This window comes from Providencia sp. (assembly GCF_052096715.1).
Classification (GTDB): Bacteria; Pseudomonadota; Gammaproteobacteria; order Enterobacterales; family Enterobacteriaceae; genus Providencia.
On record NZ_JBQDNB010000003.1, the window covers coordinates 53,831 to 80,357 of the forward strand.

The 26,527-nt window shown below is 41.8% G+C and carries 24 protein-coding genes and 2 tRNA genes; 20 read left to right on the top strand and 6 right to left on the bottom strand.

Going from position 1 to position 26,527, the window contains the following annotated elements; translation table 11 throughout:
• Positions 1–18 precede the first annotated feature (18 nt).
• From folP to ACTH6U_RS03415, 14 genes are all read left to right on the top strand, one after another.
• Entirely contained in the window at positions 19–867 is an 849-nt protein-coding gene (folP, locus tag ACTH6U_RS03350) for a dihydropteroate synthase (protein WP_441828911.1), read from the top strand.
• Positions 860–2,197, top strand: coding sequence for a phosphoglucosamine mutase (gene glmM, locus ACTH6U_RS03355; RefSeq protein ID WP_294104172.1), 1,338 nt, complete (start codon positions 860–862; stop codon positions 2,195–2,197). The genes folP and glmM overlap by 8 nt, the downstream gene beginning before the upstream one ends.
• A 313-nt stretch (positions 2,198–2,510) precedes the next feature.
• Positions 2,511–2,849, top strand: a complete 339-nt coding sequence (secG, locus tag ACTH6U_RS03360; protein ID WP_294104171.1) for a preprotein translocase subunit SecG — start codon at positions 2,511–2,513, stop codon at positions 2,847–2,849.
• A 103-nt stretch (positions 2,850–2,952) separates the two neighbouring features.
• A tRNA-Leu gene (locus ACTH6U_RS03365) sits at positions 2,953–3,042 on the top strand.
• A gap of 60 nt (positions 3,043–3,102) precedes the next feature.
• A tRNA-Met gene (locus tag ACTH6U_RS03370) sits at positions 3,103–3,179 on the top strand.
• Between the two features lie 279 nt (positions 3,180–3,458).
• Positions 3,459–3,911: a ribosome maturation factor RimP gene (gene rimP / locus ACTH6U_RS03375; RefSeq protein ID WP_294104432.1), complete on the top strand. Its 453-nt coding sequence runs from the start codon at positions 3,459–3,461 to the stop codon at positions 3,909–3,911.
• Between the two features lie 23 nt (positions 3,912–3,934).
• Positions 3,935–5,443, top strand: coding sequence for a transcription termination factor NusA (gene nusA / locus ACTH6U_RS03380; RefSeq protein ID WP_294104170.1), 1,509 nt, complete (start codon positions 3,935–3,937; stop codon positions 5,441–5,443).
• Between the two features lie 23 nt (positions 5,444–5,466).
• A complete protein-coding gene (gene infB, locus ACTH6U_RS03385) occupies positions 5,467–8,187 on the top strand; it encodes a translation initiation factor IF-2 (protein WP_294104168.1) in 2,721 nt (906 codons plus the stop codon).
• Positions 8,188–8,259: 72 nt separating this feature from the next.
• Complete coding sequence (gene rbfA / locus ACTH6U_RS03390) at positions 8,260–8,670, top strand: 30S ribosome-binding factor RbfA (RefSeq protein WP_294104166.1); 411 nt, start codon at positions 8,260–8,262, stop codon at positions 8,668–8,670.
• Entirely contained in the window at positions 8,670–9,623 is a 954-nt protein-coding gene (gene truB / locus ACTH6U_RS03395) for a tRNA pseudouridine(55) synthase TruB (RefSeq protein WP_294104164.1), read from the top strand. Before rbfA ends, truB begins: the two co-directional genes overlap by 1 nt.
• A 117-nt stretch (positions 9,624–9,740) precedes the next feature.
• Positions 9,741–10,010, top strand: a complete 270-nt coding sequence (gene rpsO, locus ACTH6U_RS03400; RefSeq protein ID WP_294104162.1) for a 30S ribosomal protein S15 — start codon at positions 9,741–9,743, stop codon at positions 10,008–10,010.
• Positions 10,011–10,307: 297 nt separating this feature from the next.
• On the top strand, positions 10,308–12,428 hold the full coding sequence (gene pnp / locus ACTH6U_RS03405; protein ID WP_294104160.1) for a polyribonucleotide nucleotidyltransferase: 2,121 nt from the start codon (positions 10,308–10,310) through the stop codon (positions 12,426–12,428).
• Positions 12,429–12,512: 84 nt separating this feature from the next.
• On the top strand, positions 12,513–13,430 hold the full coding sequence (nlpI, locus tag ACTH6U_RS03410; RefSeq protein WP_294104158.1) for a lipoprotein NlpI: 918 nt from the start codon (positions 12,513–12,515) through the stop codon (positions 13,428–13,430).
• Positions 13,431–13,599: 169 nt separating this feature from the next.
• Positions 13,600–15,555, top strand: a complete 1,956-nt coding sequence (locus ACTH6U_RS03415) for a DEAD/DEAH family ATP-dependent RNA helicase (protein ID WP_294104156.1) — start codon at positions 13,600–13,602, stop codon at positions 15,553–15,555.
• A gap of 139 nt (positions 15,556–15,694) precedes the next feature.
• Here the strand turns inward: ACTH6U_RS03415 and ACTH6U_RS03420 are convergent, their stop codons facing one another.
• Genes ACTH6U_RS03420 through ACTH6U_RS03430 form a run of 3 tightly spaced genes read right to left on the bottom strand, consistent with a single transcriptional unit; the run spans position 15,695 to position 18,511 of the window.
• Positions 15,695–16,069, bottom strand: a complete 375-nt coding sequence (locus ACTH6U_RS03420) for a YjaA family stress response protein (RefSeq protein WP_441828914.1) — start codon at positions 16,067–16,069, stop codon at positions 15,695–15,697.
• A 24-nt stretch (positions 16,070–16,093) separates the two neighbouring features.
• A complete protein-coding gene (gene btsR / locus ACTH6U_RS03425) occupies positions 16,094–16,810 on the bottom strand; it encodes a two-component system response regulator BtsR (RefSeq protein ID WP_294104152.1) in 717 nt (238 codons plus the stop codon).
• A gap of 15 nt (positions 16,811–16,825) precedes the next feature.
• Positions 16,826–18,511, bottom strand: coding sequence for a sensor histidine kinase (locus ACTH6U_RS03430; RefSeq protein WP_294104430.1), 1,686 nt, complete (start codon positions 18,509–18,511; stop codon positions 16,826–16,828).
• A gap of 577 nt (positions 18,512–19,088) precedes the next feature.
• Between ACTH6U_RS03430 and ACTH6U_RS03435 the strand changes: the two genes are divergently transcribed.
• From ACTH6U_RS03435 to ACTH6U_RS03445, 3 genes are read left to right on the top strand one after another with little or no spacing between them, the layout of a single operon-like run.
• Positions 19,089–20,060: an HlyD family secretion protein gene (locus ACTH6U_RS03435; protein ID WP_441831582.1), complete on the top strand. Its 972-nt coding sequence runs from the start codon at positions 19,089–19,091 to the stop codon at positions 20,058–20,060.
• Positions 20,061–20,072: 12 nt separating this feature from the next.
• The gene (locus tag ACTH6U_RS03440) at positions 20,073–21,218 is read left to right on the top strand and encodes an ABC transporter permease (RefSeq protein WP_434719712.1); all 1,146 of its coding nucleotides are present in this window, start codon (positions 20,073–20,075) and stop codon (positions 21,216–21,218) included.
• Positions 21,218–22,378 (top strand): ABC transporter permease, encoded by a 1,161-nt coding sequence (locus ACTH6U_RS03445; protein ID WP_294104146.1) that lies wholly within the window; start codon positions 21,218–21,220, stop codon positions 22,376–22,378. The genes ACTH6U_RS03440 and ACTH6U_RS03445 overlap by 1 nt, the downstream gene beginning before the upstream one ends.
• 50 nt (positions 22,379–22,428) lie before the next feature.
• Here the strand turns inward: ACTH6U_RS03445 and ACTH6U_RS03450 are convergent, their stop codons facing one another.
• Positions 22,429–23,304 (bottom strand): U32 family peptidase, encoded by an 876-nt coding sequence (locus ACTH6U_RS03450; RefSeq protein WP_441831583.1) that lies wholly within the window; start codon positions 23,302–23,304, stop codon positions 22,429–22,431.
• Positions 23,305–23,317: 13 nt separating this feature from the next.
• The gene (gene ubiU / locus ACTH6U_RS03455; RefSeq protein WP_294104142.1) at positions 23,318–24,313 is read right to left on the bottom strand and encodes a ubiquinone anaerobic biosynthesis protein UbiU; all 996 of its coding nucleotides are present in this window, start codon (positions 24,311–24,313) and stop codon (positions 23,318–23,320) included.
• Between the two features lie 287 nt (positions 24,314–24,600).
• On the opposite strand from ubiU, the gene ubiT reads away from it, so the two are divergent.
• Together ubiT and ACTH6U_RS03465 are read left to right on the top strand one after the other, a co-directional pair.
• Positions 24,601–25,125, top strand: coding sequence for a ubiquinone anaerobic biosynthesis accessory factor UbiT (ubiT, locus tag ACTH6U_RS03460; protein WP_336429323.1), 525 nt, complete (start codon positions 24,601–24,603; stop codon positions 25,123–25,125).
• Positions 25,119–25,622 carry a GNAT family N-acetyltransferase gene (locus ACTH6U_RS03465; RefSeq protein ID WP_294104137.1) on the top strand — a complete coding sequence of 168 codons (504 nt, stop codon included), beginning with the start codon at positions 25,119–25,121 and terminating at the stop codon, positions 25,620–25,622. The genes ubiT and ACTH6U_RS03465 overlap by 7 nt, the downstream gene beginning before the upstream one ends.
• Here the strand turns inward: ACTH6U_RS03465 and ACTH6U_RS03470 are convergent.
• The gene (locus ACTH6U_RS03470; protein ID WP_294104135.1) at positions 25,595–25,903 is read right to left on the bottom strand and encodes a GIY-YIG nuclease family protein; all 309 of its coding nucleotides are present in this window, start codon (positions 25,901–25,903) and stop codon (positions 25,595–25,597) included. The genes ACTH6U_RS03465 and ACTH6U_RS03470 overlap by 28 nt on opposite strands.
• A 298-nt stretch (positions 25,904–26,201) precedes the next feature.
• Between ACTH6U_RS03470 and ACTH6U_RS03475 the strand changes: the two genes are divergently transcribed.
• Positions 26,202–26,453, top strand: a complete 252-nt coding sequence (locus ACTH6U_RS03475) for a DUF1471 domain-containing protein (RefSeq protein WP_294104133.1) — start codon at positions 26,202–26,204, stop codon at positions 26,451–26,453.
• The last annotated feature ends 74 nt before the right edge of the window (positions 26,454–26,527 follow it).

Genomic DNA, 26,527 nt, shown 5'->3' on the forward strand with positions numbered 1-26,527 from the left:
CGTTAAGGTAAAATAATAATGCAAATCAAAGCAAGAGGAAGTGTCCTTGACTTGTCTACACCGAAAGTGATGGGGATTTTGAATGTTACTCCTGACTCATTCTCAGATGGTGGCACCCATAATCGTTATCATGATGCTTTAGAACATGTTGCTAAGATGGTTCAAGAAGGCGCAGCAATTATTGATATTGGTGGAGAATCAACGCGCCCAGGCGCAGCTGAGGTTTCTGTTGATGAAGAATTAGCAAGAGTGATCCCTATTGTTGAAGCAATCGCTCAGCGATTTGATGTATGGATTTCCGTGGATACGTCGAAAGCGCAAGTGATGGACGAAGCGGCTAAAGCAGGCATGCATATTATTAACGATATTCGCTCATTACATGAACCTCATGCACTTGAAGTTGCCGCTAGTACAGGCCTGCCCGTTTGTATTATGCATATGAAAGGTCAGCCAAGAACGATGCAAGACGCACCTGATTATGACAATGTGGTGTATGACGTTAAACATTATTTAATGGCTGAAATCGAGCGTTGTGTCAGTGCCGGGATTGATAAACAGCAAATAATACTCGATCCAGGCTTTGGCTTTGGTAAAAACCTGTCGCATAATTATCAGTTATTGGCAAACTTAGAACAGTTTCATAATTTAGGACTTCCGCTATTGGCAGGAATGTCACGAAAATCTATGATTGGGCAATTATTGAATGTTCCACCGCAAGATAGACTTGCAGGTAGTCTGACTTGCGCAGTAATCGCTGCCATGCAAGGCGCGCACATAATTCGTGTTCATGATGTGAAAGAAACTGTACAAGCAATGCAGGTCGTTCAGATGACTCTGTCAGAAAAGGAAAAGTTAGCGTATGAGTAATCGTAAATATTTTGGTACCGATGGTATACGTGGAAAAGTGGGTGATAGCCCAATTACACCTGATTTTGTTTTAAAACTTGGTTGGGCTGCGGGAAAAGTACTTGCTCGCCATGGTTCTCGCAAAATTATTATCGGTAAAGATACGCGTATCTCTGGTTATATGTTGGAGTCATCTTTAGAGGCTGGTTTAGCCGCAGCGGGCTTATCTGCTTCATTCACAGGCCCCATGCCAACACCTGCGGTTGCTTATTTAACGCGTACATTTCGCGCAGAAGCGGGAATTGTTATTTCTGCATCTCATAATCCTTATTATGATAACGGCATTAAGTTCTTCTCAATCGATGGCACCAAATTGCCTGATGAAGTTGAAGAAGCTATCGAAGCTGAAATGGAAAAACCAATTACTTGCGTTGAGTCTGCTGAGTTAGGCCGTGCTAACCGTATTGTAGATGCTGCTGGTCGCTATATTGAATTTTGTAAAGGTACGTTCCCAAGTGAACAAAGCCTTGCGAGTTTGAAAGTTGTGATTGACTGCGCAAATGGTGCGACTTATCACATTGCGCCAAATGTTTTTCGTGAGCTAGGGGCTGAGGTTATTACAATTGGTTGCGATCCTAATGGTATCAATATCAATGAAGAATGTGGTGCAACTGATGTGCGCATGCTACAAGCCAAAGTATTAGCAGAAAAAGCAGATGTTGGCCTCGCATTTGATGGTGATGGCGATCGGATTATCATGGTTGATCACCAAGGTAACAAAGTTGATGGTGACCAAATTCTGTATATTATTGCTCGTGAAGCATTACGCCAAGGCCAGCTAAAAGGTGGTGTAATTGGAACTCTGATGAGTAATATGGGATTAGAAATTGCCCTAAAACAACTCGGCATTCCTTTTGATAGAGCGAAAGTGGGTGACCGCTATGTGCTTGAAAAATTGCAAGAGAAAGGCTGGCGTATGGGCGCTGAAAATTCTGGGCATATTATTTTATTAGATAAAACGACCACGGGTGATGGCATTGTTGCTGGGCTACAAGTGCTTAGTGCAATCGTGCGTAATCATATGAGTTTGCATGACCTGTGTAGTGGTATGAAATTATTACCTCAAATTTTGGTGAATGTCCGCTTCAAAGGTAAACATGACCCGCTGCAAAGTGATAGTGTGATTGCAGTTTATGAGCAAGTTGAAAAAGAACTCGCCGGAAAAGGTCGCGTTTTACTGAGAAAATCAGGTACTGAACCATTGATTCGAGTGATGGTTGAGGGCGAAAACGAGGCCGAAGTTACGGAAATGGCAAATCGGATTGCTGATGCAGTAAAAGCGGCGGGTTAATTTTTTCGCTAACCTTAGTCATTGCTTAATCGTCTGCTTATAAGACGCGATTAAAATATTGAAAAAGGTGAAGTATGGGTGTGGTTGAGCATTATTTTACAGCTTTGATTATTTTTTCTGCAAATAACCAAATCGCGTCAAAATAGACTTGCTTGTCAGCTCAGCTTTGGTTAGTATTCGCACCTGCTCAATCTCGTTAAAGCGCTTTCCTCAAAAGTAGCTTTAAGCGAAATAGTTAAAAATAATTGAGCAGGTGTGCAGTGATATAGGTCATAGCAATGCGCTATGGACCGTAACTGAATAGGTAACTCAAATGTATATAGCTCTTTTAATTATTTTCTTGCTAGCGTCTATTGGGCTTATTTGCCTAGTTATGTTACAGCAAGGTAAAGGTGCTGATATGGGTGCATCATTCGGTGCGGGTGCCTCTGCAACACTGTTTGGTTCATCGGGCTCAGGTAACTTTATGACCCGTATGACTGGAATTTTGGCTGCTGTGTTTTTCATTATCAGTTTAGTGCTTGGCAATATGACTGCCAACAAATACGGAACAGGTAGTAAATGGGAAAACATTAGTGAACCGGCAAAAGTCGAGCAACCAACAGACGTTCCGGCAGCACCAGCAACACCAACGAGCGATATTCCTCGTTAAGTGTGAATAATTCCGGATGAAGGCTTATAGTCATCATCAAAAGCAGTAAGCAGTAAAATAAAGAATTAGAGGTTATTAAGTCAATTAGTAGCCTCACCTCAGTGCCGAGGTGGTGAAATTGGTATACACGCTACCTTGAGGTGGTAGTGCCTACAAAACGGGCGTACGGGTTCAAGTCCCGTTCTCGGCACCATTATTTTAAGATAACTTGAGATTTATAAGTTATCTGTGTAGAATACGACACGTTTTCGAACGCGGGATGGAGCAGTCTGGTAGCTCGTCGGGCTCATAACCCGAAGGTCGTCGGTTCAAATCCGGCTCCCGCAACCATATCTTAGTCAGCATATCTTGTCAGATATAATTATTTATTAGTATAGCTAGCAATTGTTGTTATCAATTTTAGTTATTATCTAGTTATTAAAAAATAATTGTCGGAATTTCTCATCGATTTGTCTAGACTTTCAAGATATACTAAGCATATGGTGAACCCGTGCACTACACGTGCACACAGGGTCCAGTTACTTAAAACCCCGAAATCGGGGTTTTTTGTTATTTGACAACCGAATTAACTGGGCTTTTATAGCCCTTTTTTTATGTCTGGGGGTGGGCTTGTCCACATTAGAACAAAAATTGACAGAGATGATTTCAGCACCTGTGGAAGCACTAGGCTTTGAATTTGTTGGCTTAGAGTTTATTCGTGGGCGTACATCGACACTGCGCATTTTCATTGATAGTGAAGAAGGCATCAATGTCGATGATTGTGCTGATGTAAGCCATCAGGTAAGCGCAGTATTGGATGTCGAAGATCCAATCGCTGTTGTTTATAACCTTGAGGTTTCGTCGCCAGGGCTTGAGCGTCCATTATTCACTATCGCTCATTATGAGCACTTTCTCGGTGAAGAAATATCTTTAACTTTACGTATAGCAATGCAGAACCGCCGCAGATGGCAAGGTATAATCAAGGCTATTGACGGTGAAATGATAACGGTTACTGTAGATGGTAAGGATGAGGTGTTCGCCCTGGGCAACATCCAGAAAGCTAACTTGGTACCCCACTTTTAATTAAGTTCAATGAGGCAACTAGGATGAACAAAGAAATTCTGGCTGTTGTTGAAGCGGTTTCTAACGAAAAATCCCTCCCTCGTGAAAAAATCTTCGAGGCTCTGGAAACTGCGCTTGCGACAGCAACCAAAAAGAAATACGAGCAAGAAATTGAAGTACGTGTAGAGATTGACCGTAAATCAGGTGATTTTGACACGTTTCGTCGTTGGTTGATTGTTGATCAAGTGACAATGCCAACGCGTGAAATTACAATTGAAGCTGCACAGTTTGAAGATCCTGAACTTCAACTGGGCGGTTATGTCGAAGACCAAATCGAATCAGTTGTATTTGACCGTATTACGACTCAAACGGCAAAACAAGTCATCGTTCAGAAAGTGCGTGAAGCTGAACGAGCAATGGTTGTAGAGCAATTTCGCAAGCAACAAGGTGAAATTATCACCGCGCAAGTTAAAAAGGTTAATCGTGAAAATATCACATTAGATCTTGGTAACAATGCTGAAGCTGTGATTTTGCGTGAAGATATGTTGCCACGTGAAAATTTCCGCCCAGGTGACCGCATCCGCGGAGTCCTGTATGATGTTCGTCCAGAAGCACGTGGAGCACAACTTTTTGTGACCCGTTCGCGCCCTGAGATGCTGGTTGAATTATTCCGCATCGAAGTGCCAGAAATTGGCGAAGAAATCATAGAAATTAAAGCTGCGGCTCGTGATCCTGGCTCTCGTGCTAAGATTGCGGTAAAAACTAACGATAAGCGTATCGACCCTGTCGGAGCTTGCGTTGGTATGCGTGGTGCAAGGGTTCAAGCGGTGTCTAGTGAACTAGGCGGCGAGCGAATTGATATTGTATTGTGGGATGATAACCCTGCTCAATTCGTGATTAATGCAATGGCTCCGGCTGATGTTGCATCTATTGTTGTCGATGAAGACAAATGTACAATGGATGTTGCCGTAGAAAGTAGTAATTTAGCGCAAGCAATTGGACGTAATGGACAAAATGTTCGCTTAGCGGCTCAGTTACTGAAATTACATCGTGGTGATGACAAGTGGGAATTGAATGTCATGACCGATGAAGAGCTAAATGCAAAACATCAAGCAGAAGCACATGCTTCTATTGATACATTCACCAAGCATCTTGATATTGATGAAGAGTTCGCCACTACACTTGTTGAAGAAGGCTTCTCGACGTTAGAAGAACTGGCTTACGTGCCAATCAAAGAGCTTCTGGAAATTGACGGTCTTGACTCCGATACCGTTGAACTTCTACGAGATAGAGCAAAAGCGGCCCTCACCACTATAGAATTGGCTCAAAAAGAGAGTCTCGGTGATAATCAGCCAGCAGAAGATTTGTTGAATCTTGAAGGTATGGATCGTACTCTTGCCTATACTTTGGCTACTCGTGGAATCTGTACACTGGAAGATCTTGCTGAGCAGGGCATCGACGACCTGATTGATATCGAAGGTCTGGATAAAGAGACCGCAGGTACACTCATTATGGCCGCGCGTAATATTTGCTGGTTCGGTAACGATGCGTAAACACTGTAGCAGGAAGGAACGGCATGACAGAAACTGTAAAAACATTAGCAACAGAAATTCAAACCACAGTTGATCGTCTGGTACAGCAATTTGCTGAAGCAGGGTTCAATAAAAGTGAAAATGACTCTGTTAGCCAGTCAGAAAAAGAAGCTTTACTGAACCACCTGAACCGCGAGCAAGGCGGAGTGGCGGGGCAGCCAAGCAAATTGACACTACAGCGTAAAACTCGTAGTACGTTGAGTGTCCCCGTCACCGGTGGCAAAAGCAAATCGGTAAATGTTGAAGTCCGCAAAAAACGCACTTATGTGAGCCGTGACGCTGAGCAAGCGAACGCGGAAGAACAGGCGCAGCGTGAAGCGGAAGAGCAAGCACAGCGCGAAGCTGAAGCTAAACGATTAGCAGAAGAAACTGCAAAACGTGAAGCAGAAGTAAACGCTAAACGTGATGCCGAAAATAAAGCAAAACGTGAAGCAGCTGATAAAGCTACGCGCGAAGCAGCGGAAAGAGAAAAAGTGAAACCAAGCGAAAATCATCAAAAACCAGGCAAGGCAAATGAAAGCAATGCCGAAAAACAACGCCGTGAAACTGAAGCTGCGGAGCTGAAGCGCAAAGCTGAAGAAGAAACACAGCGTAAAGTTGAAGCAGAAGCTCTTCGCGTTGCCGAAGAAGCGCGTAAAATGGCTGCTGAAAAAGGCGAAGAATGGACCGCTCCTGTGGTTGCTAAGCCTGAAGACGACAGCGATTATCACACAACTACATCGACTCATGCTCGTGCTGCAGAAGATGAGAATGACGCGAAAGAAGAAGGCCGTCGTTCTCGTAATCGTACCGCAAAAGCACCTCGTCAAAAGAAAGGTAATAAACTTTCTGAGAAAGCAGATCGCGAAGAAGAGCGTGCTGCAGGACGTTCAGGTCGTAATAAAGGGAAGCAACGTAAAGGTAGTTCTTTACAGCAAAGCTTCACTAAACCAGCAGCAGCAGTAAACCGTGATGTTATTATCGGTGAAACGATTTCTGTTGGCGAACTTGCTAATAAAATGGCTGTTAAAGGTTCGCAAGTTATTAAAACCATGATGAAAATGGGTGCAATGGCAACCATTAACCAAGTGATTGACCAAGAAACTGCACAGTTAGTTGCAGAAGAAATGGGTCACAAAGTTATTCTTCGTCGTGAGAATGAGTTAGAAGAAGCAGTAATGAATGACCGTGACATGGGTTCAGCAGCTCAAGAGCCTCGTGCTCCTGTTGTTACCATCATGGGCCACGTTGACCATGGTAAAACATCATTACTTGACTATATTCGTTCGACGAAAGTCGCTTCAGGCGAAGCAGGTGGTATTACTCAGCATATTGGTGCATACCATGTGCAGACTGATAAAGGTATGATTACCTTCCTGGATACCCCAGGTCACGCCGCGTTTACCTCAATGCGTGCTCGTGGTGCTCAAGCGACAGATATCGTTGTACTGGTTGTTGCAGCAGATGATGGTGTAATGCCACAAACAATTGAAGCTATCCAGCATGCTAAAGCGGCGGGTGTACCAATTGTTGTTGCTGTGAACAAAATGGATAAACCAGACGCTGACCTAGATCGTGTTAGAAATGAGCTGTCTCAGTACGGTGTTATTTCTGAAGAATGGGGTGGTGACACTCAGTTCATTGGCGTATCTGCTAAAGTCGGTACTGGTATTGATGAACTGTTAGACGCGCTTTTACTGCAAGCTGAAGTTTTAGAGCTGAAAGCAGTTTATACGGGTATGGCAAGCGGTGTTGTGGTTGAATCTTACCTTGATAAAGGTCGTGGTCCTGTTGCGACTATCCTTGTTCAAGAAGGTACGTTAAACAAAGGCGACATCGTGCTGTGTGGATTTGAATATGGCCGTATTCGTGCGATGCGTAACGAATTAGGTAAAGAAGTTCAATCTGCAGGTCCTTCGATTCCAGTTGAAATTTTGGGACTTTCAAGTGTTCCTTCAGCCGGTGATGAAGCAACCGTTGTTCGTGATGAGAAAAAAGCGCGTGAAGTTGCTCTGTATCGTCAAGGCAAATTCCGTGATGTGAAACTTGCACGTCAGCAGAAATCTAAACTTGAAAACATGTTTGCGAACATGGAAGAAGGTAAAGTTTCTGAACTGAACATCGTTCTAAAAACAGATGTTCAGGGTACCTGTGAAGCGATTACTGACTCATTGATGAAGTTATCTACTGACGAAGTAAAAGTGAAAATCATTGGTTCAGGCGTGGGTGGTATCACTGAGACGGATGCAACTCTGGCTGCAGCATCGAATGCGATTATTCTTGGCTTTAACGTTCGTGCGGATGCTTCTGCTCGTCGTGTTATTGAAAGTGAAAGTGTCGATTTACGTTACTACTCAGTTATCTATAGCTTGATTGATGAAATCAAACAAGCGATGAGCGGTATGCTTGCACCTGAATACAAACAGCAAATTATTGGTCTTGCCTCTGTTCGTGATGTGTTTAAATCACCTAAATTTGGCGCAGTTGCTGGTTGTATGGTTACAGAAGGTACAATCAAACGTAATAATCCGATCCGTGTTCTACGTGATAACGTGGTTATTTACGAAGGCGAGTTGGAATCACTACGTCGCTTTAAAGATGACGTGAGTGAAGTTCGTAACGGTATGGAATGTGGTATCGGTGTTAAGAACTACAATGACGTCCGTGTCGGCGATATGATTGAAGTCTTCGAAATAATTGAAATTAAACGTTCTATTGACGGCTAATCTCTTTTATTTCTTTAAGAATTCATCTTTCATGGGGGGCTATTGCCCCCCAAATTGTCAGGAGAAATAACGATGGCAAAAGAATTCAGTCGTTCTCAGCGCGTAGCGCAAGAAATGCAAAAAGAAATTGCGATTATCTTACAGCGCGAAATTAAAGATCCTCGTATTGGCATGGCCACCGTTTCTGGTGTTGATTTGTCAAGGGATTTAGCATACGGAAAAGTGTTTGTGACCTTTTTTAATATTGCTAGCGAAAAAACTGAAGCTGAAATGGTAAAAGATGGCATTAAAGCATTGAATGAAGCTGCGGGTTTTATTCGTTCTTTACTAGGGAAAGAGATGCGTTTACGTATCGTTCCTGAATTGACGTTCGAATACGATAGCTCATTAGTAGATGGTATGCGTATGTCTAACCTCGTTTCGAATGTTATTCGTGATGATGAAGAACGTCGTGCCGATGCAGAAGATAAAGAGGCAAAATAATGGGTCGTCGTCGTAGCGGTCGTGATATACATGGCGTATTGCTGCTGGATAAACCTACTGATATTTCTTCAAATGATGCGCTGCAAAAAGTGCGGCGCCTTTTCAATGCAAACAAGGCAGGTCATACGGGGGCATTAGATCCGTTAGCAACAGGTATGTTACCTATTTGCCTTGGTGAAGCAACGAAGTTTTCCCAGTTTTTACTCGATTCAGATAAACGTTATCGCGTTATTGCCCGCCTTGGGCAACGCACGGATACTTCAGATTCTCATGGAGAAATTATCAGTGAGCGTAACGTTGAGTTTACACAACAGCAACTTGATGATGCTTTAAATTATTTTCGCGGTGATACTCTTCAGGTTCCTTCCATGTATTCTGCATTAAAGCACCAAGGTCGTCCCTTGTATGAATATGCACGAAAAGGAATCACTATAGAGCGTGAAGCACGTCCTATAACCGTATATGAATTACAGTTTATTGGTTTAGAAAATAATGAGTTAGAATTAGAAGTCCATTGTTCTAAAGGGACTTATATTCGCACTATTATTGATGATTTAGGTGAGATGTTAGGCTGTGGTGCTCATGTTATTTATCTGCGCCGATTGCAAGTAGCCAATTATCCTTATGAAAAAATGGTCACACTCGAACAGCTAGCGGCGTTGAGAGCAAAAATAGATGAAGGTGAAGATTCTTTTGAATCATTACTTGATTCATTACTCTTACCTATGGATACCGCGGTTATCCATTTCCCTACTGTTAATTTAACGGAAGATACTACAATACTTTTTCAGTTAGGTCAGCCTGTTCATGCGGATATACAAGGCCTAGCAGAAGGCGATATGCTCAGAGTTACTAGTGGCGAAGCGCAACGGTTTATTGGTATCGCGCTGGTTAGTGAAGATGGGCGTGTTGCACCAAAGCGCTTAGTCGTAGAAAATGAGCCTTCTGTATAGTGGCTTTTATTGCTTTGCGCTTATAAGCAGCGTAGAATGGCGGCGCTTAATCTGTGAGATGCTAAATTAGAGATTGGCTCTCATTACATACAATTATATCTATTTTTGGAGTTTATTATGTCTCTAAGTACTGAAGCAAAAGCGAAAATCGTTGCTGAGTTTGGTCGCGGCGAAAACGACACTGGTTCAAGCGAAGTTCAAATTGCTTTGCTAACTGCGCAAATTAACCATCTGCAAAGCCACTTTTCAGAGCACAAAAAAGATCACCATAGTCGTCGTGGTCTGCTGCGTATGGTTGCTCAGCGTCGTCGCTTACAAGCTTACTTGAAAGGCAAAGATATCGCGGGTTATACTGCTCTAATCGAGCGTTTAGGTCTGCGTCGCTAATCTAGTCAGTTTCAGAGGAAAGGGGCCAAATGGCCCCTTTTCTTCTAAAAGTTTTTTTAAAAAAATTATTTTGAATGTTGAAGTAATATTCGAATTTTACTTAACTTAAATGTTAAGCTATAACTCATAGTGTATTATTTTAGCTAATATCTCTTTTTAGCTGCATCCAATTCGCGCGGCTAATGAAAGTGTTGATCATTTGAATATCAATTTTTTCATTAGTCGCGAGGCTGTAGTAGGAAGAGCAAGCCAATGCTATCGGAGATGCTCAGGTAGCCTTACAAAAAGGGTAATATTGTGTTAAATCCTATTGTTCGTAAATTTCAGTACGGTCAACATACCGTAACGATTGAAACAGGCATGATGGCTCGTCAGGCAACTGCAGCTGTGATGGTAAATATGGATGATACCGCAGTATTCGTTACTGTGGTTGCTCAGAAAAAAGTTAAAGAAGGTCAAAATTTCTTTCCTTTAACTGTTAACTATCAAGAACGCACCTATGCAGCAGGCCGTATCCCAGGTAGCTTCTTCCGTCGTGAAGGTCGTCCTGGTGAAGGCGAGACGCTGATCGCTCGTTTGATTGACCGTCCACTGCGTCCATTATTCCCAGATAGTTTTTTGAATGAAATTCAAATTATTGCAACAGTTGTTTCGGTTAACCCACAAGTTAACCCTGATATGGTTGCGATGATTGGTGCATCAGCTGCATTAGCACTGTCAGGCGTACCATTTAATGGTCCTATCGGTGCAGCGCGTGTTGGTTTTATCAATGACCAATATGTTCTTAATCCAACTGCTGATGAACTAAAAACAAGCCGTCTTGACTTGGTTGTTGCAGGTACAGATAACGCGGTATTAATGGTTGAGTCAGAAGCTGAACTGTTAAGTGAAGAACAAATGCTGGGTGCCGTTGTGTTTGGTCATGAGCAACAGCAAGTTGTTATTCAAAATATTAATGAGTTAGTGAAAGAAGCTGGTAAAGAGAAATGGGATTGGCAGCCAGAGCCAATTAACCAAGTTCTGCATGACCGTATTGCTGTGTTAGCAGAAAGCCGTATGGGCGATGCTTACCGTATCACTGAAAAACAAGAGCGTTATGCTCAAGTTAATTTGATTAAAGATGAAGTGACTGCAACTTTAGTTGCTGAAGATGAAACTGTTGATGTTTCTGAAGTTTCTGACATTCTTGCTAGCTTAGAAAAACAAGTTGTTCGTAGCCGTGTTATTCGTGGTGAGCCACGTATAGATGGTCGTGAGAAAGATATGGTTCGTGCGCTTGATGTACGTACTGGTGTCCTTCCACGTGCTCATGGTTCTGCACTGTTTACTCGTGGTGAAACTCAGGCTCTAGTGGCAGCAACGTTAGGTACTGAACGTGATGCACAGGTGATTGACCAAATTATGGGTGAATACACTGACCGCTTCTTGTTCCATTACAACTTCCCTCCATACTCTGTTGGTGAAACTGGCATGGTCGGTTCACCTAAACGTCGTGAAATTGGTCATGGCCGTTTAGCAAAACGTGGTGTATTGGCTGTTATGCCAAATCACGCAGACTTCCCATACACGATCCGTGTTGTTTCTGAGATTACAGAATCTAACGGTTCGTCATCTATGGCGTCTGTTTGTGGTGCATCACTTGCTCTTATGGATGCAGGTGTACCAATTAAAGCCGCTGTTGCTGGTATTGCAATGGGTCTGGTTAAAGAAGGCAATGATTTCGTCGTTCTTTCTGATATCTTAGGTGATGAAGATCACTTAGGTGATATGGACTTTAAAGTTGCTGGTAGCCGTGAAGGTATCAGTGCACTGCAAATGGACATTAAAATCGAAGGTATCACAAGTGAAATCATGAAAGTTGCATTGAACCAAGCTAAAGGTGCACGTTTGCATATTCTTGGTACAATGGAACAGGCAATCAATGGTCCACGTGAAGAAATCTCTGAATTTGCACCACGTATCTATACCATCAAAATTAACTCTGACAAAATCAAAGATGTTATCGGTAAAGGCGGCTCAGTCATTCGTGCACTGACCGAAGAAACGGGTACAACTATTGAAATCGAAGATGATGGTACAGTTAAGATTGCTGCAACTGATGGTTTGAAAGCAAAAGAAGCTATTCGCCGCATTGAAGAAATCACGGCTGAAGTTGAAGTTAACCGTGTTTACCAAGGTAAAGTAACTCGTATTGTCGACTTTGGTGCTTTTGTTGCAATCGGTGGTGGTAAAGAAGGTTTAGTCCATATTTCTCAAATCGCTGATAAGCGTGTAGAGAAAGTGACTGATTACCTGCAAATGGGTCAAGAAGTTCCTGTTAAGGTATTAGAAATCGATCGTCAAGGTCGTATTCGCCTTAGCATGAAAGAAGCTGTTGCAACTGATGAAACACCAGTACAACAGGACTCAGCAGAGTAAGCTGAACCAAAAATCCAGCGCTCTAAAGTTTAAGGGCGCTATCAGCTAAATTTGCTGAACAAAGTGGTAATTTAAGGGCGGAGTATGTTGAACGGTATCTGTCTTCGGTTTAGAGACTTTAACACGTTAATTCGTGTGGTTTCTGCGCTTATCTTTTTTGTTATCGTTGGATGTAGCAATCAAGATTGGCGAAAAAACGAGGTTCTTGCTGTTCCACTTCAACCTTCATTACAACAAGAAGTGATACTGGCTCGCATGGAACAAATCCTTGCGAGTCGGTCTTTAACCGATGATGAGTACGCACAGCTTTTATATGAGCGCGGTGTGTTGTATGATAGTCTAGGTTTAAGGGCACTGGCGCGTAACGATTTTTCGACTGCGTTAGCCATACGTCCTGATATTCCTGAGATTTTTAACTTTCTAGGAATATATTTTACGCAGGCAGGCAATTATGATGCTGCCTATGAAGCGTTTGATTCTGTTTTAGAACTTGATCCAACTTACAATTTCGCGCAAATGAATCGTGGCATCGCATTATATTACGGTGGACGATACAAACTAGCGCAGGATGATCTGCTGGCGTATTATCAGATAGATCCAAATGATCCTTTTCGTACTCTATGGCTTTATCTTGTAGAAAAAGACATAGACCCGCGTATGGCGCAAGATAATCTTGCAGCTCGCTACACACAAGCGGAGAAGGGGCAATGGGGCTGGAATATCGTAGAATTTTATCTTGGCAACATTAATGAAAAAACATTAATGGAGCGCTTGAAAGAAACTTCTGCGGATAACACTTCGCTCGCTGAGCATCTCAGTGAAACAAACTTCTATTTAGGTAAACATTACCTAAGTCTGGGGGATAAGGATAGCGCAGCTGCGTTATTCAAACTGACGGTAGCTAACAACGCTCACAGCTTTGTTGAACACCGCTATGCATTGTTGGAATTGGCGCTATTAGGCCAAGAACAAGACGACCTTTCAGAATCGGGCCAGCAATAGCTGACGAACATTTCACTATTATTTTTTAAGTCATCATCCCTAGGGATGACGGCCTATTTGTTCGTTTAATAACACAATTTGAGCCAGTTCACATTTTAAATGATAATGACCGAAATGATTTTCGTGGAGTTATGTAAACTGGCCGCCACTAAGTATAAGGCACCTTTACATGACTACTGAGACCGATATTTCTTTTGCTGAGTTAGGTTTATCAGCACCAATTTTGGCTGCACTAAACGACCTGGGATATGAAAAACCTTCTCCGATTCAGAAACAATGTATTCCATTGTTACTGAGCGGCAATGATGTACTGGGTATGGCACAAACGGGTAGTGGTAAAACTGCTGCGTTTGGTGTGCCATTACTGAATAACATCGACCCAGAATTAAAAGCACCGCAAATCCTAGTATTAGCACCAACTCGTGAGTTGGCGGTACAAGTTGCGGAAGCGATGAGTGATTTCTCTAAACATATGAGCCGCGTTAATGTTGTTGCCCTGTATGGCGGACAACGTTATGACGTGCAATTACGCGCCTTACGCCAAGGTCCACAAATTGTTGTGGGTACACCAGGTCGTCTTCTTGATCACCTGAAGCGTGGGACTTTAGATCTTTCTAAACTGAAAGGCTTAGTATTAGACGAAGCTGATGAAATGTTAAGAATGGGCTTTATTGAAGATGTTGAAAACATCATGAGCCAAATCCCAGCAAATCATCAAACTGCATTGTTCTCTGCTACTATGCCAGATCCGATCCGTCGTATTACACGTCGTTTCATGAAAGATCCTAAAGAAGTTCGCATTCAAGCGAGTGTTACTACACGTCCTGATATCTCACAAAGCTATTGGACAGTAAGTGGCATGCGTAAAAATGAAGCATTAGTTCGTTTCTTAGAAGCGGAAGATTTTGATGCTGCAATTATTTTCGTTCGTACCAAAAATGCAACACTAGAAGTAGCTGAAGCGCTTGAACGTAGTGGCTATAATAGTGCAGCATTGAATGGTGATATGAACCAAGCACTGCGTGAACAAACTCTCGAGCGTTTAAAAGATGGCCGTTTGAACATCCTGATTGCAACTGACGTTGCAGCACGTGGTCTTGATGTTGAGCGTATTAGCTTAGTTGTTAACTACGACATCCCAATGGATGCTGAATCATACGTTCACCGTATTGGCCGTACTGGTCGTGCAGGTCGTGCAGGTCGTGCTTTACTGTTCGTTGAGAACCGTGAACGCCGTCTTCTGCGCAACGTTGAACGCACTATGAAAATGGTTATTCCTGAAGTTGAATTACCAGATGCAAACGTATTAAGCGAGCGTCGTCAGGCTAAATTTGCTGAAAAAGTTCAACAACAACTGGATAGCAGTGATTTAGATAAATACCGTGCATTATTGGCAAAAATATCTCCATCTGAAGATGTAGATATGGAAACATTAGCAGCTGCATTGCTGAAAATGGCCCAAGGTGAACGTGCTTTAATTCTGCCACCAGATGCACCGCGCCGTCCGCGTCGTGAATCAAATGACCGTGACCGTGGTGATGATCGTCGTCGTGGTGACCGTGACCGCAATAGCGGAAACAGCAATGGTAACAGCTTTGACCGTGCAGAACGCGGTGAACGTGGTGGCCGTCGTGAGCGTCGTGATGTTGGTGATATGGAAATGTATCGTATTGAAGTGGGTCGTGATGATGGTGTGGAAGTTCGTCACATTGTTGGTGCGATTGCTAACGAAGCAGATATCAGCAGCCGTTATATTGGTAACATTAAATTGTATGGTACACATACAACGATTGAATTACCAAAAGGCATGCCAACTGAAGTGTTAGGTCACCTAAGCCGTGCACGTGTATTGAATAAACCAATGCAAATGCAATTGATGGGTGATGCACAACCATTTGAACGTCGTACTGAACGCCGTAGTGGTCCTCGTCGTGATGGCGGAAGTGAAGGTGGTTTCGGCGCGGGTCGTCGTAATGACCGTGGTGGAGAGCGCGGTGCTGACCGTGGTGGCGAGCGTCGTGGTGGTGGTGAAAGCCGTGGCCGTGCGAATTCAAGCTCAGCTCCTCGTAGCCAAGATGCGAACACAGCAGCTCCACGTCGTCGTAGCAGCAGCCATAACGCGTAATAGCATGATTTAATGGAAGTGTTTAAAACTTCCATTATGAAATAATATTTAAACTGCACCCTAAAAGTTGAGAATCAACTGATTAAGGTGCAGTTTTTTTTATTTATTCTTAGTTGAGTCGTTTTTTTAATTAAAAGTTTTATTTTTGATTTAACAACGTTTCTGCTTGTTTTTGAGACATTGGTAACTCGTCATGACTTACCACAACTTTTTTCACTTTATGATTGAATGCGCTTACTACGACCTCTTCTAAAACTCGGACCTCAACAGGGCTCAGGCCACCTTCATTTTTTTCGAGTGCTTGGACAACAATTCGATGGTGAGGTGTTAAAGGCATTCTGACATTAAGCTTCATTGCATCAATAAGTTGAAATAAAACATATTCAGCAGTAGCAAAATCACCAATAATTAATCTAGATGAAGAGAACTCCCCTGTTACGCTGTGTTCTTCATGGGTTTCAACATTTTTTAAAGTCATTGAATTTGTACGAATTTGAAGATAAAAATCGGCCATTATATTGCTCCTTTTTATGATGAATTAAATCAACCCAAGTGCTTCTTTTAGCGGTTTCAAATAACGCCGGCTGACAGGGATATGTTCTCCAGAGCTTAGAACTAACTCTGCTTGACCACTATCGCCAAGGAGGATCTCGTTTAATTGGGTCATATTAACGAGATATTGGCGGTGACAACGAATTAATGGTGTGCGCATTTCAAGCGTGCGCAGTGTCAGCTCGGTGAATCCCTCTTGACCTTGCGTACTCATGACGTAGACACCGCTCATACGTGAGGTGATATAGAGAACGTCATCTAATTTCATTAAATAAATACGGCTGTGGCCTGTGCACGGAATAAATTTAAGCGGCTCATTGCTGCTTAGTAATTCCAGATTTTGTTTTTGTTTGCCTTGGCGTAACCGGTGTAAGGTTTTATTTAACCTTTCATTTTCTAATGGTTTTAATAAATAATCAAAAGCATGTTCTTCAAACGCTTGAATCGCAAACTCATTAAAGGCTGTTAGAAAAACGATATGAGGGCGTTCTTCTGAATCAAGCATACTGACCATTTCAAGGCCAGTAATCCGCGGCATTTGGATATCTAAAAAAACAACATCGGGCTTTTTTTTATGGATAATGCCAATAGCTTCAATTGCATTGCTACATTCACCAATGATTTCAATATCATCATGTTCTTCAAGTAAACAACGTAAATTTTCACGGGCAAGTGGTTCATCATCAACAATTAATACATTCATAGAAATTCAATTATGTTATTTTTTTAAAGTGTAGGGTAGGCGTATTTTCATTCGTGTAAATTGTTCAGGTTCACACTCAACATTGATGCCATATTGTTCGCCATATTTTAAGCGAAGGCGCTTATCGACTAAGCTCATTCCCAGTCCATCACATTTCGTTGCGGGTTTATAGAGGCCCGCATTATCTTCAATTTCGATATAAACATGTTCACTGCGAATATAGCTGCGTATTGTAATGTATCCGGTCTCTAATAACTGTGAGGTGCCATGTTTAATTGCATTCTCTACCAAGGGTTGTAACGTGAAAGCAGGCAATTCCACATGTTTTACATCATTAGGGATATCTAAATGAATTTGTAAGTTTTCTCTAAAACGCGCCTTTTCAATTTGTAAGTAGGCATTGATGTGTTCTAGCTCTTCTTCAAATGTTGCATTTTGTTCGGGACGTTTTAAGTTATTGCGAAAGAAGGTCGAAATATACTGCACCAGTTGGCTGGCTTGTTGGCTATCTTTACGAATAACGGCTTGTAAGGTATTAAGCACGTTAAATAAAAAGTGAGGGTTCACTTGTGCGTGAAGCAGCTTTACCTCTGATTGCAGTAAAGATTGTTTATTACGTTCATATTGTCCGGCTAAAATTTGAGCGGAGAATAGGCTGGCAATCCCTTCGCCCAAGGTGCGGTTAATTGAGCTAAAGAGTCGATTTTTAGCTTCATATAGCTTAATTGTGCCAATAACGCGATCGTTCTCACCTCGTAAAGGAATAACAAGTGCAGAACCTAGTTTACAGCTCGGACTAAGGGAGCATTTATAGGGTGTTTCACTACCATCGGCATAGACAACTTCATTGTTTTCAATAGCTCTTCTTGATTGTTCTGAGGCAATTTGCGTTCCGAGCCGATGATGATCGGCACCTAATCCAATAAAAGCCAGTATTTTTTCACGATCGGTAATCGCAACCGCGCCAATTTCTAATTCTTGGTAAATAATTTTTGCAACTTTCATGCTGTTATCAGCGTTGAAGCCTGATCGTAAAATACCATCGGTACAAAGTGCAATCTTGAGGGCTTGCGCTGAAAATGCACTGGTGTATTTTTCAACAATAGCGCGTCTATCCAGTAAGATACGAATAAACATCGCAGCGCCAATTGTATTAGCAATTACCATTGGGGCAGCAATGTTTTTGACTAATTCTAATGCTTCATCAAAAGGACGAGCGAGTAAAAGAATAATGAGCATTTGAATTATTTCAGCGATGAAAGTGACACAACTCGCTGTGACGGGATTAAATATCTTATTAATTTCTCCCCGTTTCATATAATAACGATGTACCAAGCCACCAATGAGACCTTCAACAATAGTCGAAATCATGCAGCTAAATGCGCTCATCCCCCCTAGTGAATAGCGATGTAAGCCTCCAGTGAAACCAACAGCAAAACCAACAACAGGGCCTCCAAGTAAGCCACCAAGAACCGCTCCAATTGCACGAGTATTCGCAATTGAATCATTAATGTGTAAGCCAAAGTATGTCCCGATAATACAAAACACAGAGAAAATCAGGTAACACATCACTTTGTGAGGTAAGCGGATACTCACTTTTAGTAGAGGAATGACGAGTGGGGTTCGACTTAGCGCCCAAGCGATAACCAGGTAGACGCACATTTGTTGGAGTAGGAGTAAAATTAAATCAAATTCGTACATGCTCGTCATACTTCATGTTGTGGGGGTGTTGACTTCACTCGGCTACTTGGGTCACATACTTATGTATGCTCTCCAAGATATCCTCGCTAGTCGCCTACCCACATCATGAATTATTTAGAGCATTGGCTCGTCATATTCATGTTGTGGGGGTGTTGACTTCACTCGGCTACTTGGGTCACATACTTATGTATGCTCCCCAAGATATCCTCGCTAGTCGCCTACCCACATCATGAATTATTTAGAGCATTAGCTCGTGGTATTCATGTTGTGGGGTAATTTCGCTATCTCGTACTAATACATATTTATGTATGTAATTAGTGGGATATGCTATTTGTAGGTCATCGTCGGTAGGCATCCATTAGAATTACAATTATATCGTAAGTCGTTGGTTAAGTAATCGACATTCGCATTATGTTAGTTCATCATTATTTGACATAAGAAATAAATCGCTCCAATATTATACAAAGGCCTCACTTTTTGTGATCTTCCGCACGATTTTATTAACATCTCACTGCATTTATTGTCATACTCTAGAGATGATAGTTACCTACGTTATTATTTAAGGCTCATATAAATAATGAAAAAAAGAACAATAGTACTGATTTTGTTGATGCTTATCTTAATAGCAGCGGCAGCGCTTTTTCATTCCCATAATCAATATCTATTGTTACAGGGTGAAGTTGATGCACCTGAAGTCATCGTGACTTCAAAAGCAAAAGGGCGAGTGATTGAACGACATGTTGAGCGTGGCGATGATGTTAAACAAGGGCAATTACTATTGACCTTAGAAAGCCCAGAGCTACAAGCACAATATTCAGCGTTAAAAGCAGCAAAAGCACAGGCGCAAGCGCAGCTTGACCTCTCAATTAATGGTACCCGTGAAGAAACCCTTCGTGACTTACAAGCTTCTTTAGCGGAAGCAAATTCACAGTATCAAAATGCAACTCGTGAGTTTGCACGTTTAAGCAGTCTTTCTGGTAAAGGCTACGTTTCTGCAAATGAATTGGATAGCGCGCGAAAAGCTAAAGATGTGGCGTTCCAGCAGGTTCAAGGTGCGAAGGCGCGTTTAGATGAAGGCCAACATGGTGACCGTGTTGAATTACGTCATCAATATGAAGCCGCGCTTAATCAAGCTGAGCAAAAACTCGCAGAAATACAAGTACAAGTGGATGATTTACAGGTTAAGGCACCTGTAGATGGTGAAGTGGGTCCTATCCCTGCTGAAATTGGCGAATTATTCAATGCGGGCAGCCCGCTGGTATCATTAATTCGTATTCCTCAAGCCTATTTTATTTATAATTTACGCGAAGATATTTTAGTCGATGTAAAAAAAGGGGATAAGATTCAGTTATCTGTACCTGCTTTGGGGGATAAACTGATTGAGGCACAAATTCGTTATATTGCACCAAAAGGTGATTACGCCACAAAGCGTGCGACCAGAGCTACAGGGGATTTTGATTTAAAAACGTTTGAAGTGCGCCTATATCCGTTAGAGCCTGTGAACGGTTTAAGACCTGGGATGAGTGTGTTATGGCACTGGGATAAATAAAAAGGTGCTGGAATGAAATTAAAGTTCGCTTGGCATGGCTTTGAACACGCCTTTAGTCGCGAAACCAAGATGGCTATCCGCAGCCCAGTATTTCACTGGCTAAGTTGGTTATTTCCTTTGATGTTGTTTACGCTAATTAGTGCTAACTTTTCAGAGGGAACCTTGATGGATCTGCCCGTTTCAGTGGTGGATAACAACCATAGTCCGATTTCTAGACAAATTATTAGAGACTTGAATGCAGGGCCTCACGCTGATGTTAAAACCGTCGATGATAATTTAAATACCTCTTTAAAAAGATTGGGAAGTTCAAAAGATTATGCCTTGTTGTATATCCCACATAACTTTGAAGAGGATATTTTACGAGGTCGTCAGCCAGAGCTGCGCATGTACTACAACGCATTATTTTATGCATCAGGTAGTTATGCGATTCAAGACTTTAGTGGGTTAGTGGCCGAGCTTAATGCAAAGTACCGCCAAGAAATGGCTAAGTCGATGGGGCGTTCATTACCGCCACTAGCGCAGGTTGCGTTGTCTTATGACAGTCTGTTTAATCCGAGTGGTAGCTATATTTACTATCAGCAATTTGCCGCCACTATTCATATGCTGCAATTGTTTGTGGTGACTTGTACCATTTATACCATGTCTCGAGGCACAACATTACAAAGCGTGAAGCCGTTTACCATGGCTTTGTTAGGTAAGATGGCGCCTTATACTTTGTTTTTTACAACCTTATTAATTGTTGAGCTCGCGGCGTTAGTGACTATTTTCGATGCAAAAGTTATCGGTAATCCCCTTTATATGGTTATGGTGGGCTTTTTCTATGTGATAGCGGCGCAGAGTATTGGATTACTACTCTTTAGCTTTACCTCAAGCGCCATTATGGCTTACAGCTTAATCGGGATGTTAGTCAGTATCGCCTTAGCTTTTTCTGGGATGGCGGTGCCTGAATTATCAATGATTTTGCCGGCTCAAATTATTTCGAATATTGAACCGCTTACGCATACATTAAATGCCATGTTTGACATCTTTTTGCGCGAAATTTCATTTTCTCGCATTATTCAAGTGTGTCTATTTTTGCTGATTTATCCGGTAGTGACTGCATTTTTGATCCGTAAAAGATTGGTTAAACGGCTCGAAATGCAAGGGGAGGTCGCTTAATGTCAATGTATTTTGCTACTTTCCGTAAAGTGCTATTGGGTATGCTAGAGAAACCTATGTGGTTGTTGTTATTGGTGTCTTTATGCGTGATGAGCTTAGTGTATGCAAAACCCGTGCTGTGGGATTTACCTGTAGCTGTCATCGATATGGATCATAGCGTGGCGAGCCGCACACTTATTCGTGATTTAGATGCGACGCCGAAAGTGCAATTGCATGGTTATGATAATTTAGCGCAAGCTCGGCAGGATATGATTGCAAGAAAATTATTTGCGATTGTTATTGTTCCAACGGATTTTGAGCAACACCTTTTAAGCGGTAAAAATATTACGGTGCCGGTTTATGGGGATGCAACAAACCGTCTTGCGAGTGGGCAAATTCAGCAAGAGCTGGCTAATGCATATCAATCTTTGTTGAGCGCTTATAATCTGCAACTTCTTCAAAATGCAGGCTACAGTAAAGAGCAAGCGAAAGTTATTATTACGCCGATACGTAGTGAAACTGAACCTTTGTATAACCCAGGTGTAAGCTTTGCGGCGATTGTTTTTCCCGGCTTATTGGTGATGTTATTACAGCATTCATTGTTAATTGCTTGTGTACGAGTCAGTATTGCAATTCGCTCAACACCAAAAGGTAAGCCACCGTTGGCGGTTTATTTAGGTGCGCTTTCGGCGTTAATTCCAATTTGGTTATTTCTATCGACTGTTTTTTTCGCGTTGTGGCCGTGGATATTAGGTTATCGACAAGAAGCACCGTTATACCAAATTTGGATGCTTACTTTTCCTTTCCTGCTAGCGGTTATTGGTTTAGGAAAACTCGTCACTGAGTGCTTACGTAGTGTCGAAATGATTTATCTAACGCTCGCGTTTATTACAACACCGGTCTTTTATATGTCAGGGACAATTTGGCCACTGCAAGCGATGCCTGATTGGGTTCGAATGATTGCATCTGCATTGCCTTCCACATGGGCTACAAGCGCTATGGCGGGGATTAATCAAATGGGATTACCGTTTAGTGACGTATTAATGGATATCGTTATGATGCTAATTCTAGGCGTAATTTATTCAGTAATTGGTGTGTTAATCGGTATGTTACGTGATGGCGAACTACGCCATATTAGCCATGTATTTAATCGCTGGCGTAAACATCATAAAGAATCTTAAATCAGATAGGGCTGAATATATAATTTATTAGCCCTATTTTGCTTTAAATATTACGATATCATTGATAAACCAGCAATTTGTCGCCAATAACCATTACAGCTTTTATCTGCAATAGCGATAGGGGCAATTCCATTTTCGTTGGCTTTAAATTGTGAGAGTATCTCAAGTGAATGCTCACTTTCTGGGGAAACTCGGACGATATCAACCAAATCTTTCATTGACTCCAATTCGTTTCCAAGATTGTAGCAATAACCACTAAGAGTTTGTATTCCATTAAGTATAAAGACTTGTTGTTGTTCCTGAGAGAGCACTTCACGCCCTTGTGGATAGTTAATACAGCAGGTTTCGCACTCATCTTTTTGCTTGTTTTCTGAACGAGCCGTGAAGCATCTTGCTGAATAGGCGAGGGGAAGATGTCCGTAGCTCATGACTTCAACTTCAAATTTCCCGCGAATACCAATATCGTCACATTGATTGAGCAAGTTTATCAGCCAGTCGCGTGAGAGCTCAACAGGCATACACCAACGTGTCATACCTTCACGTAATAAAATATTGAGTGTTTGTGCGTTGTAACAGTTGAGGCCATGCCCTGCGACGAAAGGGAGCTTTTTTTCTGCTAGCATGTTTATTACACCAAAATCATGTGCCTCAACGAGAAACTCGCCGTTATCAACCAGTTTACTGATTTCCTTCAATTCTGAAGGTGCCTGCAATAAAGCTAGTGAGCTTAAGACTATTTGTTTGCCACTACTGGCGAGTTGGCGGGCAAGCTCTATCCAGTCGCTTGGTTTCATTTCGCGACGTTTACTGCAAACGGTTTCACCGATGTAAATAATGTCGGCTTCACTTTGCATGGCAAGTTGATAAAAATCGTTCAAAGTTTGTTTTGGCCAGTAATAGAGAACTGACCCTAAAGCGTACTTCATGATATTCCCCTAATTACTGCCATTTGCGGTGATATGCACCCAGAGTGGTTTGGCTACCTTCGGAAAGGTTACCAAGAACTTTCAGCCATTTAGGGTCAGTTACAAATTGTTCTGGGTTTGCTTTATAGCAGTCGATAGCGCGTCGCCAAATTCTTGTTACTTCAGTCACATAGGCAGGACTACGTTGCCGGCCTTCAATTTTGACTGATGCGATATTGGCTGCCATTAAATCAGGAAGCAGTTCAATCGTATTTAAGCTGGTGGGTTCTTCGAGCACATGATATTTCTGTTCATCAACCAGATATCGGCCTTTACACAATGTCGGATAACCCGCATTTTCATTTTTTTCGTAGCGGTCAATTAGCACGTCATTTAGGCGTGATTCCATCCCATTTGGCGTTTGTTGCCAGCGAACAAAGCGTGCTGGTGAGCAAGCACCGACGGTATTGGGTGATTCTCCGGTCAAATAAGACGAAAGATAACAGCGGCCTTCAGCCATAATACACAGGCTGCCAAAAGCAAAGACTTCAAGAGGCACAGGGCTATTTTTAGCGAGTTGTTTTACTTGATGAATAGATAAGACGCGAGGGAGGACAACACGATGAACTTGAAAATTACGTTCATAAAATCGTATGGCTTCAGTATTTGTGGCTGAGGCTTGCACAGAAACATGACGTTCAATATGTGGATATTTATTGGCCGCATATTCTAACATCGCAATATCAGCGATGATCAAGGCATCAGCACCTAGATCAGCGGCAAGATCGACGGAATCTTTCCAACGCTGATAACTCTCTGGATGGGCAAATGTATTAATCGCAATATGTAATTTACGTTTACGACTATGGATATATCGCTCTGCCTCATGCAGTTTTTTTTCAGTAAAATTTAATCCTGCGAAGTGACGTGCATTGGTATCATTTTTGAGTCCAATATAAACTGCATCGGCACCATTATCCACCGCCGCTTTTAAGGCTGGCAGGCTTCCTGCTGGGCAAAGTAATTCCATTACATCTATCCCTGTATCGATTTCACAACAGCATATTTTAATCAAATGGTCTGTTATCGGTTTTGATTTAGAGCAGAGAAATTGTTAATGGCTATCAGTATTCGTTGCTAGGGTCTGCAAGTTAAAAAATAAATATTGGCGAGATGAGTAAAAATTGATATAGGATCAAGCTAATAATGTATTTTTTTGGCAAGATAGCTATCATAAATTAAGTCACAACTTAAGCTGCTACTCCAACCCAGTAGTTATGCGGAAACGGACCAATAATTGATACGGGAGTCAGTATTGTGTTAGGTAAAATTCGTTCTCAACTCATAACAAAAGGGCCTTCTTTATTGAAGTTACCTTTAAAAGTGACCCCATTTGCCTTGCAACGCCAAGTACTTGAGCAACTATTAAGTTGGCAGTTTCGTGAGTCGGTAAAAGAGGGTGAGCTAGACTTTCTTGAAGGTAAATGGCTAAAAGTAGCAATCAACGATTTAGCATTAGTGTGGTTTATTAGTTTGCAAGAAGGCGTTCTCGTCGTTAAGCAACATGCACAAGCTGATGTAAGTGTCAGTGGGAATGCTAATGACTTGATTTTGATTGCTGCACGTAAAGAAGATCCAGATACGTTGTTTTTCCAACGTAGGCTAGTTATTGAAGGTGATACGGAATTAGGTTTGTATGTTAAAAACTTAATGGATGCTTTTGAACTTGAAAATATGCCTGCGCCATTGCGTTTTACACTCCTTCAATTGGCGGATGTGATTAAAGCAGTACAAGAAGATGAGGGCGCAGAGCAAAAAACACTTGCGCTAACTTCATGTTGATCCGAGTAGAGATCCCAGTTGATGCTATGGGTATCGACAGATTATTACGTGCAACGTTTCCGACAGGATCGGAAGCGGATCTTGTTCAACATTTACGTGAAGATGGCCTGCTGACACTCGGTGTCGTTGCCACGAATGACGATGGTGAAGTGATAGGTTATATCGGTTTCACCCCTGTGGATGTTAATGGTGAAGATGTTCAGTGGGTAGGTTTAGCCCCCCTTGCCGTTAGTAAATTATATCAAGGCCAAGGTATTGGTGAAAAACTGGTTTATGAGGGCTTAGATAGCTTAAATGAGTTTGGTTATGGTGCTGTAGTGGTATTAGGGGATACTGATTATTATCGCCGCTTTGGTTTTAAGCTTGCATCAAACCATGATATTCACTGTCAATGGCCAGAACATCAATCGCATTTTATGATTTGTGGGCTTGAAAATGGTGAAATGAATGATCACACCGGTCAAGTGACCTATTCTTCGCATTTTGATAACGTATAATTTGCTAAGTAATCAATAATATTATCAGGCTGGCTAATAACCAGCCTTTCTTTTGTCTTTTTATTCAACTGTTTAATTTTATATTCTACTTGTGATGCACTAGAACGATTGCCGACTGCACATTGGAAGACTAGTGTGAGTGGTGCCTTCCCTTTCAATGCTTTTGCGCCTTTTCCTTCTTTATGTTGGGTAAAACGTCGCTGCACGTCAGTGGTTATTCCACAATATAACGCGTTGTTCTTCTGCCTAATTAAGTATAAATACCAATTATTCTGTTTCATAACCCTATTTTTAATCTTTAAATTTATCATTCTGTGCTGATATATAAGGAAAAATATCAGCAGTAAGGTCGAATATACTCTTGAATAGTAATGTTTATAACATACTAAATTCTAACTAGAAATTGATATAAATCTGTCACAAATCTGAAGCCTCAACCTAGGTTCATGTTCAAATAAGTTGAATAACTATAGCAAAATTAGCTAATTTTCATTTCTAATTAAAGCGCATAATATGATCCACATCACAGGGAAACAGTAAAACCCCTGTTAAAAATCAAATTCACCAAAGGAATATATTATGAAAATGTCAAAACTATTTGCTACAGCTTTAACTTTAGGTGCTTTTTCATTCGGTACAATGGCAGCAACTGAAGTTCAAAATACCGATAAAGCAGCAACAGGCTATGTTTCAGTAACAGGTGCAGTAAGCGTTAATGATTTAACCGCACAATTAGCCAAAAAAGCTGATGAAGCTGGTGCAACTTCATTCCGTGTGATTTCTGCTGGCGGTGAAAATTCAATGAATGGTACCGCGGCTATCTATAAATAATCTTTTACTCGTCATACTTCGAGCCGTAGCGTTGTTGGCCGTGTTCATTCGCACTAGTCACATACTTGTGTATG